18 protein-coding genes are annotated in these 17,257 nt (G+C 62.6%); 14 read left to right on the forward strand and 4 right to left on the reverse strand.

Going from position 1 to position 17,257, the window contains the following annotated elements:
• The first annotated feature begins 55 nt into the window (after positions 1 to 55).
• From DFS21_RS21685 to DFS21_RS21745, 13 genes are all read left to right on the forward strand, one after another.
• A complete protein-coding gene (locus tag DFS21_RS21685; protein ID WP_111533135.1) occupies positions 56 to 2,374 on the forward strand; it encodes a phage tail tape measure protein in 2,319 nt (772 codons plus the stop codon).
• Positions 2,371 to 3,720 carry a DNA circularization protein gene (locus DFS21_RS21690; protein WP_111533082.1) on the forward strand — a complete coding sequence of 450 codons (1,350 nt, stop codon included), beginning with the start codon at positions 2,371 to 2,373 and terminating at the stop codon, positions 3,718 to 3,720. Before DFS21_RS21685 ends, DFS21_RS21690 begins: the two co-directional genes overlap by 4 nt.
• Positions 3,721 to 3,724: 4 nt before the next feature.
• A complete protein-coding gene (locus tag DFS21_RS21695) occupies positions 3,725 to 4,837 on the forward strand; it encodes a phage baseplate assembly protein (RefSeq protein ID WP_111533083.1) in 1,113 nt (370 codons plus the stop codon).
• The gene (locus DFS21_RS21700; protein ID WP_111533084.1) at positions 4,834 to 5,343 is read left to right on the forward strand and encodes a phage baseplate assembly protein V; all 510 of its coding nucleotides are present in this window, start codon (positions 4,834 to 4,836) and stop codon (positions 5,341 to 5,343) included. The genes DFS21_RS21695 and DFS21_RS21700 overlap by 4 nt, the downstream gene beginning before the upstream one ends.
• The gene (locus tag DFS21_RS21705; protein ID WP_104444098.1) at positions 5,340 to 5,738 is read left to right on the forward strand and encodes a phage GP46 family protein; all 399 of its coding nucleotides are present in this window, start codon (positions 5,340 to 5,342) and stop codon (positions 5,736 to 5,738) included. The genes DFS21_RS21700 and DFS21_RS21705 overlap by 4 nt, the downstream gene beginning before the upstream one ends.
• Positions 5,728 to 6,768 (forward strand): baseplate J/gp47 family protein, encoded by a 1,041-nt coding sequence (locus tag DFS21_RS21710; protein WP_111533085.1) that lies wholly within the window; start codon positions 5,728 to 5,730, stop codon positions 6,766 to 6,768. Before DFS21_RS21705 ends, DFS21_RS21710 begins: the two co-directional genes overlap by 11 nt.
• A complete protein-coding gene (locus DFS21_RS21715) occupies positions 6,759 to 7,355 on the forward strand; it encodes a YmfQ family protein (RefSeq protein ID WP_111533086.1) in 597 nt (198 codons plus the stop codon). The genes DFS21_RS21710 and DFS21_RS21715 overlap by 10 nt, the downstream gene beginning before the upstream one ends.
• A 6-nt stretch (positions 7,356 to 7,361) precedes the next feature.
• Positions 7,362 to 8,486 carry a hypothetical protein gene (locus DFS21_RS21720; protein WP_111533087.1) on the forward strand — a complete coding sequence of 375 codons (1,125 nt, stop codon included), beginning with the start codon at positions 7,362 to 7,364 and terminating at the stop codon, positions 8,484 to 8,486.
• A gap of 12 nt (positions 8,487 to 8,498) precedes the next feature.
• Positions 8,499 to 8,981, forward strand: a complete 483-nt coding sequence (locus tag DFS21_RS21725; protein WP_111533088.1) for a phage tail assembly chaperone — start codon at positions 8,499 to 8,501, stop codon at positions 8,979 to 8,981.
• A gap of 43 nt (positions 8,982 to 9,024) precedes the next feature.
• Entirely contained in the window at positions 9,025 to 9,456 is a 432-nt protein-coding gene (locus tag DFS21_RS21730; protein ID WP_111533089.1) for a lysozyme, read from the forward strand.
• A complete protein-coding gene (locus DFS21_RS21735; RefSeq protein WP_111533090.1) occupies positions 9,453 to 9,959 on the forward strand; it encodes a DUF2514 domain-containing protein in 507 nt (168 codons plus the stop codon). The genes DFS21_RS21730 and DFS21_RS21735 overlap by 4 nt, the downstream gene beginning before the upstream one ends.
• 70 nt (positions 9,960 to 10,029) lie before the next feature.
• Positions 10,030 to 10,404, forward strand: a complete 375-nt coding sequence (locus tag DFS21_RS21740) for a hypothetical protein (RefSeq protein WP_225933369.1) — start codon at positions 10,030 to 10,032, stop codon at positions 10,402 to 10,404.
• 76 nt (positions 10,405 to 10,480) lie between these two features.
• Complete coding sequence (locus DFS21_RS21745; protein ID WP_111533091.1) at positions 10,481 to 10,669, forward strand: hypothetical protein; 189 nt, start codon at positions 10,481 to 10,483, stop codon at positions 10,667 to 10,669.
• A 1,070-nt stretch (positions 10,670 to 11,739) separates the two neighbouring features.
• Here the strand turns inward: DFS21_RS21745 and DFS21_RS21755 are convergent.
• The 4 genes from DFS21_RS21755 to DFS21_RS21770 form a co-directional block, all read right to left on the reverse strand.
• On the reverse strand, positions 11,740 to 13,056 hold the full coding sequence (locus tag DFS21_RS21755; protein ID WP_111533092.1) for a hypothetical protein: 1,317 nt from the start codon (positions 13,054 to 13,056) through the stop codon (positions 11,740 to 11,742).
• A 363-nt stretch (positions 13,057 to 13,419) separates the two neighbouring features.
• A complete protein-coding gene (locus DFS21_RS21760; protein ID WP_111533093.1) occupies positions 13,420 to 14,376 on the reverse strand; it encodes a nucleoside-specific channel-forming protein Tsx in 957 nt (318 codons plus the stop codon).
• 529 nt (positions 14,377 to 14,905) lie between these two features.
• The gene (locus DFS21_RS21765) at positions 14,906 to 15,091 is read right to left on the reverse strand and encodes a hypothetical protein (protein ID WP_102682584.1); all 186 of its coding nucleotides are present in this window, start codon (positions 15,089 to 15,091) and stop codon (positions 14,906 to 14,908) included.
• 392 nt (positions 15,092 to 15,483) lie between these two features.
• Positions 15,484 to 16,425 carry a LysR substrate-binding domain-containing protein gene (locus DFS21_RS21770; protein WP_111533094.1) on the reverse strand — a complete coding sequence of 314 codons (942 nt, stop codon included), beginning with the start codon at positions 16,423 to 16,425 and terminating at the stop codon, positions 15,484 to 15,486.
• Positions 16,426 to 16,528: 103 nt separating this feature from the next.
• Here DFS21_RS21770 and DFS21_RS21775 point away from each other — a divergent pair, with 103 nt between their 5' ends.
• The gene (locus tag DFS21_RS21775) at positions 16,529 to 17,233 is read left to right on the forward strand and encodes an SDR family oxidoreductase (protein WP_111533095.1); all 705 of its coding nucleotides are present in this window, start codon (positions 16,529 to 16,531) and stop codon (positions 17,231 to 17,233) included.
• Positions 17,234 to 17,257 lie beyond the last annotated feature (24 nt).

Raw genomic sequence — 17,257 nt, forward strand, 5'->3', positions numbered from 1 at the left:
CTGTTCGAGAGTGAGGAAAACGCGTGGCGCATCAACGCGCTGAATGGGGGAGGCGGTGGCGGATAAATTCCAACTCAAGGCGCTGATCACCGGCGTCGACAAGCTGTCGCCGGTGCTGAGCGGGGTACGCAAGAACGCCGCGGTGCTGCGTAAGCAGCTGAACAGCTCGGGCCTGGGCAAGATCACGTTCGGTGAGGCCCTGCAGGGCGGGGCGATTGCGGCCCCGTTCGTCATGGGTGTGAAGGCGGCCATGGGCTTTGAAAGCGCCATGGCCGACGTCAAGAAGGTGGTCAACTTCGAGTCGCCCGAGCAGTTCAAGGCGATGAGTGACGACGTGCTGGGCCTGTCCGAGCGGCTGCCGATGGCGGCCGAGGGTATCGCGCAGATTGTCGCCGCCGGCGGCCAGTCTGGCATTGCCCGGGAAGAGCTGAACCGCTTCGCGGAAGATGCGGTGAAGATGGGTGTCGCCTTCGATCAGACGGCCGAAGAATCGGGCTCGATGATGGCCAAGTGGCGCACGGCCTTCAAGATGAACCAGACCGAAGTGGTCACGCTGGCCGACCAGATCAACTACCTGGGCAACACCGGCGCGGCCAGCACCGGGCAAATCTCCAACATCCTGACCGCCATCGGCCCCTTGGGCGAGGTCGCAGGCGTCAGCGCGGCGCAGTTGGCCGCCATGGGCTCGACCCTGGCCGGGGTGGGCATTGCCCAGGATGTGGCCGCCACGGGCATCAAGAACTTCATGCTGACCCTGACCGCCGGCACGGCGGCCACCAAGTCGCAGAAGGAGGCCTACAAGGCCTTGCGCCTGGATGCCAACGAGCTGGCCAAAGGCATGCAGACGGACAGCGAAGGGACGATTAACCGCGTTTTGGAGACGCTGGCCAAGGTCGAGAAAAGCAAGCAGGCGGCGGTACTGACCAACCTGTTTGGCAAGGAATCGGTAGGGGCTATCGCGCCATTGCTGACCAGCCTGGGCACGCTGCAGAAGAACTTCAAATCGGTCGGCGACGAAAGTCAGTATGCCGGGTCGATGAACAACGAGTACGCCGCACGGGCCGCGACCACGCAGAACGCCATGCAGCTGCTGCAGAACCGGGTGACCCGCCTGGGTATCACGGTCGGCAGCATGCTGTTGCCGCCGCTCAACGACTTCATGGCGGCCGTGGGGCCAATCATCAGCAGCGTGGCTACATTGGCCGGGGCGCACCCGTGGCTGATCAAGGGCGTGCTGGGCGCGGCCGTGGGCTTCACCGTGCTGCGCTTGGCCACGGCCGGGGCCACGGCAGCCCTGGCCCTGATGAACGGTGTCGCGAGCATGAGCCCGGTGGGCATGATCGTCCGTGGTATCGCCATCGCTGCCGGCGTCCTGATTGCCAACTGGTCGACCGTGGCGCCGTACTTCCAAGCGGTGTGGGACAAGATCAAGGCCCCGGCGATGGCGGTGTGGGAGTGGATGAAAACCGCTTTCGCCTGGTCGCCGCTGGGCCAGATAGTGGCCAACTGGGGACCGCTGACGCAGTTCTTTAGCGCGTTGTGGGGGCTGGTGAAAGCGCTGTCGGTGCCGTTCCTGGGCTTCCTCAAAACAGTGTTTGCCTGGTCGCCACTGGGCTTGATCGTGGCTAACTGGGGACCGCTGACGGCGTTCTTCGGCGCGCTGTGGGAAGGGGTCAAGGCCCTGTCGGTGCCGTTCTTCGACTTCCTCAAGGCGGTCTTTGACTGGTCGCCGCTGGGTTTGATCATCAAGCATTGGGAGCCCATCACCGGCTTTTTCAAAGGGATCTGGGACAAGCTTCGGCCCATCTTTGAGCCGATGATGAAATTCCTGGGCTTCGACAGCGAGTCGAGCGGCGACGGCGTGATCAGTGCGGCGACGTCGAAGGTCAACGACTGGGCCGAGCAGCAGAAGGCGCGCAACGCCGCCGGCGAGCCGGTACCGGGTGCGCTGGTCAAGCCGATGGCGCAACCGGTGCAGCTGATGCCGGAGGCCACCAGCGTGGCCAGCCTGATGCGTGCGCCGGACCAGCCAGGGCCATGGGCAGCGATGCCCCTGTCGGCCTCGCAGATGGCCGAGCATGCGCAGGAAAGCCTGGCCAAGGGGCTGACCCCGGGGGAGGCGATGAAGCGCGCTGAAATGGGCCTGCCTGGGCAGAACAGCCTGGCAGCACCTGGGGCGGGCGCCCTCGCCGCGTCGCGGGGCTCCCTGGTGCAGCAGGCCACCCAGGCCAGTAAAGCCCAGCTGGAAGGGCAAATGGTCGTGCGCTTCGACAATGCCCCGCCCGGCATGCGGGTGGAGCAGGCCGACACCAATCAACCCGGGCTGCAGGTCAGCCCACAAGTGGGTTACCGATCCTTGGGGAGGTCGTCATGAGTACCTGGCGGGATCAACTGCACCCGGCCTCATTCCGAGGCGTGCCGTTCCACGTCGACAGCGACAGCATGCCGGCGGGACGGCGCACACAGACGCATGAGTATCCGCAGCGGGACAAGCCCCTGGTGGAAGACCTGGGCCGCGTCACGCGGGAAATCAAGCTGGCCGCCTTCGTGATCGGGGAGGACTGCTATTCCCAGCGTGACAACCTGCTCAACGCCCTGGACAAGCCTGGGGCGGGGGAGCTGGTCCACCCGTGGTATGGACGGCTGACGGTCACCGCGACGGCCTGCAGCGTCAGTCATGAGCGCCGCGAAGGCGGCATGGTCCGCTTTGATTTGGTGTTTGTGGAAGACGGCGAGAAGGGCTTTCCTGCCGGTGTGCCGAACACGGCGCGGCAACTGGAGGACTCATCGGAAAGCCTGCTTGAGTCAGCGATTGCCCGCTACAAAGCCGCCATGGCGGTGGTCAACCGGGCGCGCCTGGCGGTAGTCGCGCTGCAGAATGGCATTGCCGGGGTGCAGATGGCCATTGCCTCGGAGCTTCGCCAACTGACCGGTCTGGTCAGCTCGGTGGAGGCGCTGGCCGACATGCTGATTAACGCCCCGAGCAACTTCGCGGCAATGATCCGGGGGCAGTTCGCGAATGTCGGCGGCAGTTCACGGTCGTCGGGCTATCGCTGGGGGCCGTCCAGTGGCGGCGAGTCGGCGAACTTGGAGGCCGACCCGGAGTTTGCCCGCACCGTCGCGGCGCTGCCCGAGGCCACGCCGGAGTTTGCCAGCTTCGCGGAGTCTGGCCGGGCTATCACGGGCCAGGTGGAGCAGGCCCGCCAGTTGGCCAGCGCGCCGACGCCGGCCGGTGGTACCGACACCGCCGCCGTGGTCACCGCTGCCCGTGAGCTTGTGCGCGATGCGCTGATCGTGCTGGCCGTGCGCGAGGCGGTGGCCATGCCGGTGGTGCAGGCGCCCGAGCCGTTGACCGGTTTCGCCACCCTGGAACAGCAGGTGGTGGCCCCAATCCAGCGCCCTGAGGTGCCGGTCACTGCCGACGTGGTAGCGCTGCGTGACGCCATCAGCGACGCCCTGTGGCTGGCCGCCCTGGCGTCTCCCGTCGAGCACGTCGAGCAGTTGGAGGCGGTGCGCAGCCAGGTGCGGGCGCACCTGACCGAAGTGGCCCGCGCCGGCGTGCGGCTGAGCGAGGTCACCACGCGGGAAAGCCTGCCGGCGGTGGTGCTGGCTTATCAGCGCTATGGCGACGCCACCCGCGCCGAGGAAATCGTTACGCGTAACAAGGTGCAGCACCCGGGCTTCCTGCCCGTAGGCGCGCTAACCATCGCTCGAGAGTGAACCCATGGACAACCACAATGCTGTCACGCTGAGCGTGAACGGCCTGGATTATCGCGGCTGGAAGAAAGTCAGCATCAGTGCCGGCATCGAACGCCAGGCCCGGGATTTCCGCCTGGGCGTAACCTGGAGCTGGCCGGGCCAGGTGCAGGAAATCCCGGTGCGCCAAGGCGACCGCTGCGAAGTCCGCATCGGTGCCGAACTGGTGCTGACGGGCTGGGTGTTCGGCACGCCGATCAGCTACGACGCTCGCAGCGTCGAACGGTCGGTGGCCGGCCGCTCGCTGACTGCCGACCTGGTGGACTGTTCGGCGGTGAACAAGCCCGGCCAGTGGCGCGGGCAGAGCGTGCAGAAAATCGTGCAGGCGCTGGCCGAGCCCTACGGTGTGCGGGTGCTGAGCGAGGTGGCGGAAACCACCAAGCTGGCCGACCACCAGATAGAACCGGGCGAAACGGCCTTCGAGTCCATCGACCGCCTGCTGACGCTGTCGCGGCTGCTGTCGACCGATGACGCCCGGGGGCGGGTGGTGATCATCAAGCCGGGCAGTGCCGGCCGCGCCGTCGACCGCCTGGAACTGGGGCAGAACCTGCTGACCGGTAGCGCCGAGCTGGATTTCTCGGGGGTGTTTTCTGAGTACCGCGTCACCGGCCAGCGCTCGGGCACCGACACTGACTACGGCGCGGCGGCCAGCGAAGTGAAGGCCGGTGTCACCGATCCGCGTGCCTCACGGCGCCGGGTGCTGCTGATTCACGAAAGTGGCCAGATGACCCCGGAGCTGGCCCAGGCGCGGGCCAACTGGGAGCGCGGCAGCCGCATGGGGAAGGCGCTGACCCTGCGTTACAAGATCCAGGGATGGCGGCAGTCCACCGGCGCCCTGTGGGTGCCGAACATGATCGTGCGCGTGGTCGACCCGCTGATCGGCATCGACCGCGACATGCTCATCAGCGAAATCGAGTACGTGCTCGATGACGCCGGCACCGTGGCCAACATCGTGGTAGGCCCGCCGGATGGCTTCGACCCCGAGCCGAAAGATCCGCACAAGTCTCGCAAGCTCAAGAAAGGCGGCAAGGCCGACAACTTCGAATACCTGATCCCCGCTGACTGGAAGCCTGGCCAATGAAACCCATGAGAAATTTTCTCGCCCGGGGCGTGGTCGCCCTGGTCGATGCCGGCCGCAAGCTGCAGGGCCTGCAGATGCGTCTGACCGCCGACGAAGTGAAAGACGGAATGGAGCATTTCGAGCCCTACGGCTTTACGTCCAACCCGCTACCCGGCGCCGAGGCCCTGGCGGCGTTCCTGGGCGGCGATCGCTCCCATGGGGTGGTCGTCTGCGTCGCCGACCGGCGCTTTCGCCTGCAGGCGCTCAAGAGCGGTGAGGTGGCCTTGTACACCGACCAGGGCGACCGCCTGCACTTCAAGCGCGGCCGCGTGATCGAGATCGAGACGCTGACGCTCAAGGTCAAGGCCGAGACGGCCGTGGAGTTCGACACGCCGGTGATCCGCACCACGGGCCAGATCGTGTCGCAGGGTGACCAGATCGCCGCCGGCGTCAGCCAGGTCAACCACCCGCATGAGGGAGTGGCGAAGGGTAACCAGCAGAGCGGCAAGCCGGTGGTGACGGCATGACGCTGCTCGATGCCGAGTCCGAACGCGCCTGGCAGCGCGCCGTGGTGATCAGCCTCTTGACCTGGCGGCGCGCCGAGGCCGGCGACCTGCTGGACGATGATCAGCGTTACGGCTGGTGGGGCGATACGTTCCCGACCCTGGCAAATGACCGGATTGGCTCACGCCTGTGGCAGCTGCGCCGGCGCACGCTGACCGACGACACGGTGCGCACGGCCGAGGCGTTCGCCCGCGAGGCCCTGCAGTGGGCGGTGGATGACGATCGGGTGAGCGCCGTTACGGTAACGGCGTCGCGCAAGGTCGACCGCCTCGACATGCAGGTGCGGGTGGGCCTGCGCGACGGCCCGGTGATCGATGTTCAACTAGACAACCTGTGGCAGGTGATCAATGCCGTTTGAAATCCCAACACTGCCCGCCCTGGTGGCGAGGGCACAGGCCGACTTGGCCGGCGGGAGCGCCCTGGTCCGTTCTGACGCCGAGGTGCTGGCCCGCGTGCTCGGCGCGGCGTCGTCCGGCCGCTACGGCCATCAGCGCTACATTGCCGACCAGATCCTGCCCGACACGGCCGACGACGAAACCCTGCTGCGCATGGCCCAGGCGCGGCTTAAGCGGGGGCGCTTGGAGGCCGTGAAGGCGAGCGGGGCGGCCACCTTCACCGGCGCCGCCTCGGCGCTGCTCGATGCCGGCACGCTGCTGCAGCGCGATGACCAGGTGCTGTTCAGGGTGCGGGCTTCGGTCAAGTTGACCGGCACCGACGGCGTCGCCCAGGTCGAGGCCCTGGAGCCGGGCGAGCTGGGCAACACGCCCGCCGGCACCCAGCTGCGCCTGGTTTCGCCAGTGCTGGGCGTCAATGACACGTTCACTGTGACGGCGCCGGGTCTGACCGGCGGCACCGAGCAGGAGAGTATCGAGGCGCTACGCGCTCGGGTGATCCGTTCGTACCGGGTCATTGCCCACGGCGGAAGCAAGAGCGATTACGAGACCTGGGCGCTGGAGGTGGCGGGGGTGACCCGGGCCTGGGTGGTGCGGCGCTGGGTGGGGCCGGGCACGGTGGGGGTGTTCTTCGTGCGCGATGGCGATATCGACATCATTCCGAACGCCGAAGCCATCGCCGCCGTGGCCGCCTACATCGAGCAGGAGCGGCCCGTCACGGCCGAGGTGTACGTGTTGCCGCCGGCAGAGAAGCCGGTGCAGTACCAGCTGTCGGTCACCCCGGACAGCAGCGCGGTACGCCGTGCCGTGGAAGCGGCCCTGATAGACCTGCACAACCGTGAATCGGAGCTGGGCGCCACGCTGCTGGCCACCCACATTGCCGAGGCTATCAGCGGCGCCACGGGCGAGCGCGATCACAAGGTCATCAGCCCCGCCGGCGACGTGCAGGCGGCCGCTAATGAGCTGCTGACCTATGGGGGTGTGCTGTGGTCGTGAGGACGGTAGAGGACTACTACGCGCAGTTGTGCGCGCTGCTGCCACCGGGGCCGGCCTGGGATCGTGAGTTCAACCCAGGCGTCGACCAGGTGCTGCAGGCGGCGGCTCAGGAACTAGCCACCGAGGATCGCCGCGCCGCCGACCTGCTGGCCGAGAGCGAACCCGCCACCGTGCGCGAGCTGGTTCCCGACTGGGAGCGGGTCATGCAGCTACCCGACCCCTGCTTGGGCGATACGCCGGCGTTTGCTGACCGGCAACTGGCCGTGCGCCGCCGCCTGCTGGAGGTGGGCGGGCAGACGCCGGCGTACTTCGTGGAGCTGGCCTTTTCGCTGGGCTACCGCAATGCCCGCGTGGTCGAGCACCGGGCGCCGCGCTTCGGTCGGTCGCGCTTCGGCTCGGCCCGCTTCGGCACCTGGGGCGCGCAATTCATGTGGACCCTGGAGACGGGGCCGCGCCTGGCTCAGGGTAGCCGCTTCGGATTCAGTCACTGGGGTCAGACCTTCGGCGGTGCCGCCAACGGCGCGCTGGAGTGCCTGGTCAGCCGCGCCGCCCCCGCGCACACCCTCGAAACCATTACCTACGGATAACGCGATATGGACTACCCGAAACGCATTCCCAACGTCGGCCTGGTCGGCGGCAAATTCGTTGACGAAAACGTCAGCACGGGCCTGCCTGGCTCGCTGATCCCGTCAGCCTGGGGCAACGCTGTTACCGACGAGTTGTTGGCTGTGATCAAGGCCGCAGGCCTCACCCCCAGCGAGGACAATAATGCACAACTGGTGCAGGCGATTAAGGAACTCGCAGACAATGACGAAAAATCCGGCGTAGTGCCGGGTGATTACCGAAAGGTCAGTGTCGATGAATTGGGCCGTGTGACAGCGGGGAGCAATCCTACAACGCTGGCCGGTTACGGCATCACGGATGCCTATACACAGGCTCAGGTGAACAACTTGCTTACCGGCAAAGCCGACAAGGCGACAACGCTGGGCGGCTACGGGATCACCGATGTTTACACACAGGCTCAGGTGAACAACCTGCTCACCGGCAAAGCCGCCAAGGCGACAACGCTTGTTGGTTACGGCATCACGGATGCCTATACACAGGCTCAGGTGAACAATTTGCTCATCGGCAAAGCGGCCCAGGCATCCACGCTGAGTGGCTACGGCATTACCGATGCTTACACGCAAACCCAAGTAAACAATTTACTGGCCGGCAAAGCAGCCCAGGCAACCACGCTGGGCGGCTACGGTATTACCGATGCCTACACGCAAACCCAAGTAAACAATTTACTGGCTGGTAAAGCGACCAAAGCCACCACGCTTGCCGGTTACGGCATCACTGACGCCCTCTCGGCGCTCAGTATTGCTTCGCATGGTGATGTGAATGGGGGCGTTCGCGATGATGTGCTGATCTCCCCGCTGAAGTTGTTGAATGGGTTTGCGATAAGCAAAGCGCCTAACGGCTACGTCAAACTTCCTGCGTGGATGGGCGGCCTGGTTCTGCAATGGGGGAACATCGCTCCAGTGCCGGCTGCAGGCACAACGGTTACATTCCCCGTTTCGTTCCCGAATACGGTACTCGGGGTCTTCCCCAGCATCATTACGGCTGCCCCTGATGACTACGAAATCATGGTGTCGAATGTCAGCCCGCAAAATTTTGTGCTCAGGTCATACGCGGCTCAAATCCCGAACGCGTACTGGTTTGCTATCGGCTACTAAACAGGAGTTGTTATGAAGAAGTTCTACAGCCCCGGCACCGGCGGCTTTTACGACGAAGAAGTGCACGGGCTGCGCCTGATCGAAGATGCGCGCGGCAAGCTGATAGCGAACCCTGATTGCTGCATGCCGGTGGATGTGGTCGAGATCAGCAACGAGGAGCACGCGGAGCTGCTGGAAGGAGAGAGCAGTGGCAAGCGGATTACGGCGAACGAGGACGGCTATCCGGTGCTCACTGACCCGCCGCGGCCAAGCTCGGAAGAGGTTGCAGCCTTCGAACGACAATGGCGTGATGGGGCGCTTCAGGCGGCTATCTGGCTGCGCGAGCGTCACCGCGACCAGCAGGAGATCGGCACCGACACATCGCTGACGGCGGAGCAGTTCGCGGCGCTGCTGGTATACATGCAGGCCCTGCGCGACTGGCCCCAGTCCCAGCAATTCCCCGAGATCGAGCACCGGCCTGTCGCGCCGCCCTGGATCGCCGAACAAACCCAATGAAGCCCCGCACAGTCGGGGCATTTTCTTACCTGGAGAATATCCAATGCGTACATCGCAACGCGGCTTGAGCCTCGTCAAGTCGTTCGAAGGCCTGCGCCTGCAGGCCTATCAGGATGCCGTCGGCGTCTGGACTATCGGCCACGGCACCACCCGGGGTGTGAAGGCCGGCATGTCGATCAGCAAGGAGCAGGCCGAGCGGATGCTACTGAACGACGTGCAGCGGTTCGAGCCGGAGGTGCAGCGCCTGGTAACGGTGCCGCTGAACCAGAACCAGTGGGACGCACTTATCAGCTTCACCTACAACCTGGGCGCGGCGAACCTCGAGTCGTCCACTCTGCGCCGGATGCTCAATGCTGGCGACTATGCCGCCGCCGCTGAGCAGTTCCCGCGCTGGAACAAGGCGGGTGGCAAGGTGCTGCCGGGTCTGGTCCGCCGCCGCGCCGCTGAGCGTGATCTGTTCCTGGAGGCTGCGTGAGCAGCTGGGGTGTTCGGGTTGTCGCGCTACTGGCAGCCGTCGGGTCGTACTGGCTCGTCTACCAGCATGGGCGATCAGTGGAGCGCGCCGAGGCTGTCGCGACATCTGCACAGCGAGACAGCGGCGATCGCCTGGCCGAGGTGCTGGGCGAGCGCGGCGCCCGGGAAGAGGAACAGCGCCGCACCGCGGCACATGAAGAGGTGAGGGCGCATGCTCAGGAACAAAAAACGATCGCTGAAGGCGCTGCTGCTGGGGCTGATGCTGCTGGCCAGCGGCTGCACGACGAAGCCGGCAAACTCGCCGCCACCGTCGGTTGCCCCGGCGCGGATCCCGCCGTTGCCGCTCGAGGCGAGGCAGCCCGCCGCGCCGCAATGGTGCTCTCCGACTTGCTCGCACGGGCTGATGCTCGAGCGGGAGAGCTGGCGGCAGCGTTTGACCGCGCCAGAATAGCTGGGCTTGCCTGTGAGAAATCCTATAATGCCTTGGTTAAGCCGCCAGGATAGGCTTCGGCCGTTCGAGGTGGGTATGAAGGTGTGAGTATTTTGCTCTGCTCAGGTCGAAAGGACGTCGTCGATGCGTAGTTTGTTCATGTGTGCTGCACTGTGTTTGTCAGCCGTTGCCCAAGGTTCGAATTTTGAAATGGACAGTGCAAAGCCGCAGGTACTGAAAGTGGATCGTTGTGCGAATGCTGCGTTTATTGCTGTATCCATTTTGGAAGACAGTGATGATGGAGTTAAACAACATCTCGCATTAACGGGCGCTTTGGAGGGGCTGAGCAAAGGTAAGCTGGGAGAGGCAACACCTACTGCGCTGGAATTGAAGGTCACCCATCAGTATGCCTATCGGGAGTCTATTGGCATGCCTCGGCCCTTCGGCAAGCGTGAGCATGACTGGTTGATCGCTCAAGCGGCAGGGGGATGTGTCATGTGGATGCCGCTTGAGGGGTAGGGTTGGTACTTGATGCACAGTGGCGCGATCAGCACGTTTCGGCAGGAGAAATGTCGTGAAACGAACCATCGAAGGAATGATTGAGGCGGGAGAGCCACTTATCCGTGAGGCCATTGAGTCTTTGCGTGCCTACCATAACGCTCAGGACGCTGGAGGTTCGGTAGAAGAGATCGAGCGCTTACGGCTTATCGCGGAATCCTCATTCCAAGCGGTGACCGATTATCAGCTTTACGCCTTGGGTCACCAGCCACTTTCCCGCCATTGAGCTTCGTTCCGCTCAACAGGGCATCGGGCTGTTATGGCCCGCAGGTCATTCACACGCAGCGATGGGTTGGACTGCTCGCTTTAGCCTGCCGATGGCTTTAGGCGGCTCAAGCAGTATTGCTGCGAATCGTTCCGATTTCTGTCGTTTTTCTGTATTTGAAATGATTTCTTACAACTAGACCTTGGTATTATTTCTTTTTGCAGGAAGATCCGGATGAGTGGTAGTAAGCCCCAATTTCTTGCTCGGCGGACATTATGTAATCTCGCCGACATTTAGCGCTGGGCTTCGTGGGGGCTTTGGGGTGGTAGAGCAAGAGCAAAATCTGGTCATTGCTGATTGGACGGGTAGGTACCTTGGTGCGGGCGTGCTACGAGAGGCAGAATATGATCACGCCCTGGCAGTAGCCCAGCGTCTTCAGCATTCTGGCTTGGTAAGCTCAACGGAGTGGATTGCAATGGTTCGCCAGGCCAATGCAGCCCTGCTGATGTGCGCTGAAGGCGACTGGACTTAGCCGGTTTCGTCTTATCCAGAAAAGAAAAGCCCGCAGGGGAGCGCGGGCGAACGTAGGAGATCGGATGAGCGTTTACTGTGCAGGATTTGACGTGAAAAAAGCGTGAAGGCAAAAAGGCCTGAATCTCCTCTGGTTTCCTAGAGCTTCTAAAATCGGTTCCAAAACTGAAATTACGACCCTTGGGCTATGCGGCCTGTAGCCGAGCCACCTCGTGTTAGTTTTGGAATCGTTTTTTGCGTTGACGCCTTGATAAATGGGCGCTTATGGTACGGTCTTGAAAACCGTCGATGGGCAACTATCCTAGAGTTCGAATCTCTACGCTTCCGCCATATTCAAAGCCCTGACCTAGTCAGGGCTTTTTGCGTTATTGGGCGGGGGAAGACCGAGCAGCGATCCTTGTGGTAGCCGCGGCGATCCCCAGGTTGGCGGCCAAGTGCCTGGAGATAGCCCAGCAGCGCCTATGGAATCAAAAGGTGCTTGATCTCATAGGCACTGCAAACGTGTTGTCGAGCACCTCGAGCAGTCTTCCGCAATAGTCCCTGGGTGGTGCGCCGCTGGATCAGTAGGCTTGCTGGGTGGGTGGGCGTGGTTGCCTACTGAAATTCAACCCTCTCTGGATCGTCAGCAAGGTGCGGTAGCCAGCATACGCGACCAAGACGCATGACATGATGACCAGCAGCCGAGCGTTGAAGATGCCCCCCCTGGCCACCAACATGAAGCCAAGGCCACAAAACAACATGGTAAAGCCGACAATGCCCGGTGCACGGGTCCGCCTGGCGACACCTAGTATCATAAGGATCTGGACGACCGCCACCACGATCCAGTCCGCATAGAACGCCCATTCCCCCAAATGCATGAGTATGTTTGCTTTGAGGGGGAAGGTGATGTTTGTCCCGCGCTTTGCCACATGGGGATAGATTTCCCGAGTCTCGGCTGTGGAGACAGGCTTGCCTGGCATCAGCTGGCGAGGGACGAAAAGGGTCATCGCATCTTCCAGGGCATACGCCTTGGGTTCTACTTTATGGCTCTCGATGACTCTCAGGACGTCCTCCGAAATGAAGGCGGCATTGTAGTTCAGGTCTTCGAAGCTTTCCGTGGGAGCAACTTCCGCAAGGACAGGAGGAGCTTGCGCGGCTTTGGCTTTGGCTTTGGGCGAATGGCCCGTGGGCTTGGCCACAGGAGTCACCACCTCGGGGGGGGCGTCTGGTGCGCGCAGCCCGGTCACGATGATGAAGGATGCGCCCATGGCGGCGATAGCGAGTAGGCTCGCCATCAAGAACTTCCAGAATGCCACGCGCTGGAACATCAGCAGAACAATGAACATGAGTGCGAACAATACCAGAATCCCACGACCACCACTGAATGACACAATCAGCAGGCCCAGTAGAAGAAAGGTGCCATTTTTCTTCGTCACACCACCAAAGTACATATCCATCAACTGCAGAAACAAGGCCGAATACATGGCAAGTACCATCCAGGCCGCCCCGTCGGTTGCTTTGTAACTGTACAGTGGGTAGTTCTCGACTACGTAGCGCAGGGAGAGTGTCCCTAGTGAACTGTAAATGTTCAGTGCCAACAGGCCGAGGGTGCCAGTTGCAATGAGCGTGAGGGCCAATGTTGACAGGCCTTCGCGTGAGGGGCGGAAGTCATCGAGTAGCCCCGCCCGTCGGCAGACCTGGTACCCCAGAAAGGCGACGACCAGTGCGCAGGCAATATCGATGATCGCTGCGCCATTCAAATAGGTGGACGTCAGGAGGGGGTACTTTTCGATATCAAGATAGCGGCCAATGAACAAGATCTGGTAGGCGGCGTAGCATCCTAGCGGCCCAACCAAAATCAAAGCTGCTTTCTTGGTAGTATTGTTGAAAATATTCATCCGTTAAATTTTCTCATACTCAAACACTCCAATGAGTCGGCCCGTTCAATTGTAGTTGAAGGTTGGGCGGTAGCTAGGGCTGATCCGAGGACTGCAATGGCAGTGGTAGCGCAGTCACGGCAGATAGTGCGTTGGCAACAGAGCTTACGAGATCCATCTCTAGCGTGAAATGATGTCACATTGGCTGGCAATGCATGCTGCCGTTCGTCATGCAGGAAGAAGCCCCCTCGTACGGGTTTGTGTTGGAGGGAGGATCATTCAGACGGTCAGACTTTCCTGAACCACGCATCACCAGCTCCAGGTGTTCGCCTCAGAGTGAGCAGGGCGCCGCAGGCCAGGCCCACGACCCCATGGTTCGAATGCTCAGAACTGATAGCCAACTCCCGCGTAGTACCCCCAGCCATCAGACCGGGCGCGGAAATCGCCGTCGCCGAAATTCAGCTCGCTGCCATTCTGCCAGTTGCCGCCATTGTGGAAGTATCGGCCGACCAAGGTGAAGCGCAAATGGGTGAAGGCATACAGCAACACGTTGGTGGCCACCGTGGCGTTGGCCGTGCGGGCTGGGTTGTCCTTGTCCAGGTCAGAGCCGAAATCGAAGTTGGTGAAACCGATATAGGTCAGCGAGGCGCCGTTGTCGAACTTGCCGATGGGCACGATGTACTTGAGCTGGGCCCGGTAGCCATCCCAGGAGTACTCGTTGCTGGCGCCATAGTTTTCCCACTGGTAGCGGCCGTAGAAGTTGGCCGACAGGTTGACCCGCGAATGGGTGTCGATATCGGTGCCCAGGCCGCTGTAGAGGGTATTGGCACGGTTGGCGCTGTTGCTGCCGTGGTCGTAGATCCAGTCGAAGGCTACGTACCATTCCTTGAATGGGCCGACGGCCAGGCTGCGACCGGCCAGGTAATCAATGGAGATCCGTGGTTCATGCTCCATGAATACCGGCGATCCGCGATCCCACACGCCTTTGTCATGGCTGTTGCCGATGGTGAGGATTTTCGGGATGTCGATGTAGCCGTACAGCTCGAACGGCCCCTTGCGGCCAAAGTACTCGTACTCCAGGTAGATATCGTCGGCCGGTCGCGGGCCGAAGCTTATGTCCTTGCTGCCGATCAGGGTGAAGTTCTGGTTGTACCAGTCCGACAGATAGGGGCCCGATTTGGCTGGCGCGGCGGCCGGTCTCAAGGTCTCGCCCTGGGCCGACTCGCTGGGGGGAATGTCCTGGGCCTGGGTGGTGACGCTGAGTAGTCCCGTAACAGCGCCCAGTAGCAGTTTGGCAGGCAGTGAGAAGCGGGCCGTTGCGGGTAAAGACGGTCGGTGCATTGAAAATCCTTGTTCATGCAGTGGTAAGCCCCCTGGGGGCTGCGATGTGTCGAGAGCTGCAGCGATTGTTCGCTCAATGGCTCGGAGCAAACGTTTGCATAGTCTGTACCAAATCACCCGAGGTCTTTGAAATAAAAGCCGATCCGGCCTTTGAGCTGATCATTGGGTTAGAAACACGCCCTGAAATCGGGCATGGCGCATGAGCGCATGGAGGGGGCTGATCTTTCTGCGTCGCAAAACCCATTCGATTGAAATAATCCAGCAAAAAATGGGTTCTAGTCGCCGCCCATGGAAGGCATGTGTGCCCAAGGAGGAAGCGAGTAGGCCGAGGCGGCGCTGGGCCGCGCCCTCCGCTGCCCCGTGGCGAATTTGCGCTCATGCGGCGTTGTCGCTCCTCGCCGTAGCTGGGCTACGACTCGTCGTGACGCCCTGCCTGAGCGCAAAAAACGCTCGCGATTTATGGGTCGTATTTGCAAAACACCACACTAGATGAGCACCGCATATCCATCGCCATTTGCCGGGCATCACTTCATTGCAACGTCTCGGGCTTCCTCCCCTGGGAAGCCTCCTTCAATCCCTGTTCCATCCGCCCGATCACCTGCGCCAGTATCGCCGCTCTTTCCAGTTCTCCTGACGCCTTCATCCGGGCATGATCTCTTCGCAGGTTCAACAGGCATTTTTGCAGTCCAAGTGCCGAGCTGTCGTAGTTGTCCATGCTGTACTCGTTGGTCGTGGGCATCCGTGCCGTTGTAAGAAAGGCTCGACGGTATCAGGTCAATTCTCCCGCCAATACTGATTATTCATACACTGGCTCACAATCCCGTAGAAACGTCCTACATCGACAAAAGAGGCGTCTTACAGGATGGCTTGGGCGAGTGTTTCGGGATGCTTCCGCTCATTTTGCGGCAGGCCCCGAATTACAAGGCCTGCCGCGTAAAAGACGGGTCGTAGCGATAATCCGTGTTGCCCGGCACCCAATACGCGCCACTGAAACGATATGTTGCAATTGCCCCTAGAGATGGTCCGCATCCACCACCGCCTTGACGAACGCCTCGGGCGCTTCCTGCGGCAGGTTGTGGCCGCTCCCACGCAGATTACTAAAGCCCGCTAAATCAAAGAGTCATGATTTGAAAGTGCTTGAGCATCAGCGTTCACCTGGGCCAGCAGCCAGTTCACCACCTGCTCGGCGGCCGAGCCTGCCAGCGGCGCATGGCTGGCCAGCAAGTGGAAGCCGGCGTCGCTGCGCAATTCATGGCCTTCCAGCGCCAGCACCAAGGCCCCGGCTTTCAGGGCATTCTCCACCAGCAGGCGCGGCACGAGGGCAATGCCCATGCCTTGCTCGGCGGCCTCGATGGCGAGGATGGTTTGCGAGAACACCGGGCCGTTGAACCGTGTGCCGGGCAACGCGTAGTGGTCGAACCAGCGCTTCCAGTTGTTGTGGCTGTCGGAGATCAGCGGGTGTTGCGCAAGCTCCGCGGCTTGCCGCCAAGGGTGCTCGCCGCACAACCCCGGCGCGCACACCGGCACCGCCATGCCGGGCAGCAGGGGCAGGGCGTAGGCCTCGGCGAAGGGCGGCGCCCCCCAGCGCACGGCCAGGTCCACCGCACCCTTGCCGCTCAGGGGGCGGGTACTGTCGGAGGCGTCGATCATCAGGGCCACCTGCGGATGCGCCTCGGCCAGGCGCCCCAGGCGCGGGATCAGCCAGCGGCTGGCGAAGGCGGGGGTGGTGCTGAGCAGGACCTGCTGCGGATCGCGCTGGTTGTCGCGCTCCAGCAGTTCGCCGGTGGCGTCCTCGATGATCTCCAGGGCCAGGCGCACACGGGCCAGGTAGTCGGCGCCGTCCCGGTTGGGCCGCAGGCCGCGGGGCAGGCGCTCGAACAAGGGGCGGCCAAGTTTGTTTTCCAGGGTGCGCACCTGCTGGGCGACCGCGCCCGGCGTGACATGCAGCTCGTCGGCGGCAGCGCGGAAGCTGCCCAGGCGGGCGGCGGCCTCGAAGGCCACCAGGTGATTGACGATGGCGGGGGCGTTGCGTCGCTTGGGCGCGCTCATCCAGTAGATTTCCTGCAGGCTGCTGCCAGTATTCGTGATTGGTGCGTTGAGCCGGATTCTGGCTTCATGGGCCCACTTGATCAACTCCCGGAAGGAGCGGCATATGTCTTCTCAGAAAGTGGCAATCATCACCGCAGGTGGCAGTGGCATGGGCGCGGAGGCTGCGCGGCGGCTGGCTGCCGACGGTTTCAGGGTGGCGATCCTGTCGTCCTCGGGCAAGGGGGAGGCCCTGGCGGCCGAGCTGGGCGGCATCGGTGTGACGGGCTCCAACCAGTCGGTAGAGGACCTGCAGCGTCTGGTCGATACCGTGATGCAGCAATGGGGGCGTATCGATGTGCTGGTCAACAGCGCCGGGCATGGCCCACGCGCACCGGTACTCGAGCTCAGCGACGAGGACTGGCACCGGGGCATGGAGGTGTACTTCCTCAACGTGGTGCGCCCGACCCGCCTGGTGACCCCGATCATGCAGCGGCAAAAAAGCGGGACCATCATCAATATCTCGACCTTCGCCACCTTCGAGCCGGATCCGGCGTTCCCGACCTCCGGCGTGTTCCGCGCCGGGCTCGCGGCTTTCACCAAGCTGTTCGCCGACCGTTACGCGGTCGAGAACATCCGCATGAACAATGTGCTGCCAGGTTTCATCGACAGCCTGCCGGAGAAGGAGGAATTCCGTAGCCGGATTCCCATGGAACGGTACGGCAAGGCCGAGGAAATCGCGGCCACTGTCAGCTTCCTTGCCTCCGAGGGCGCGGGTTACATCACCGGGCAGAACCTGCGGGTCGATGGGGGTATTACCCGTTCGGTGTAAGGGGTATGGCGAGCCTGTAGCAGG

The sequence above is a fragment of the Pseudomonas sp. 2848 genome (assembly GCF_003253945.1).
In the GTDB taxonomy this organism is placed as follows: Bacteria; Pseudomonadota; Gammaproteobacteria; order Pseudomonadales; family Pseudomonadaceae; genus Aquipseudomonas.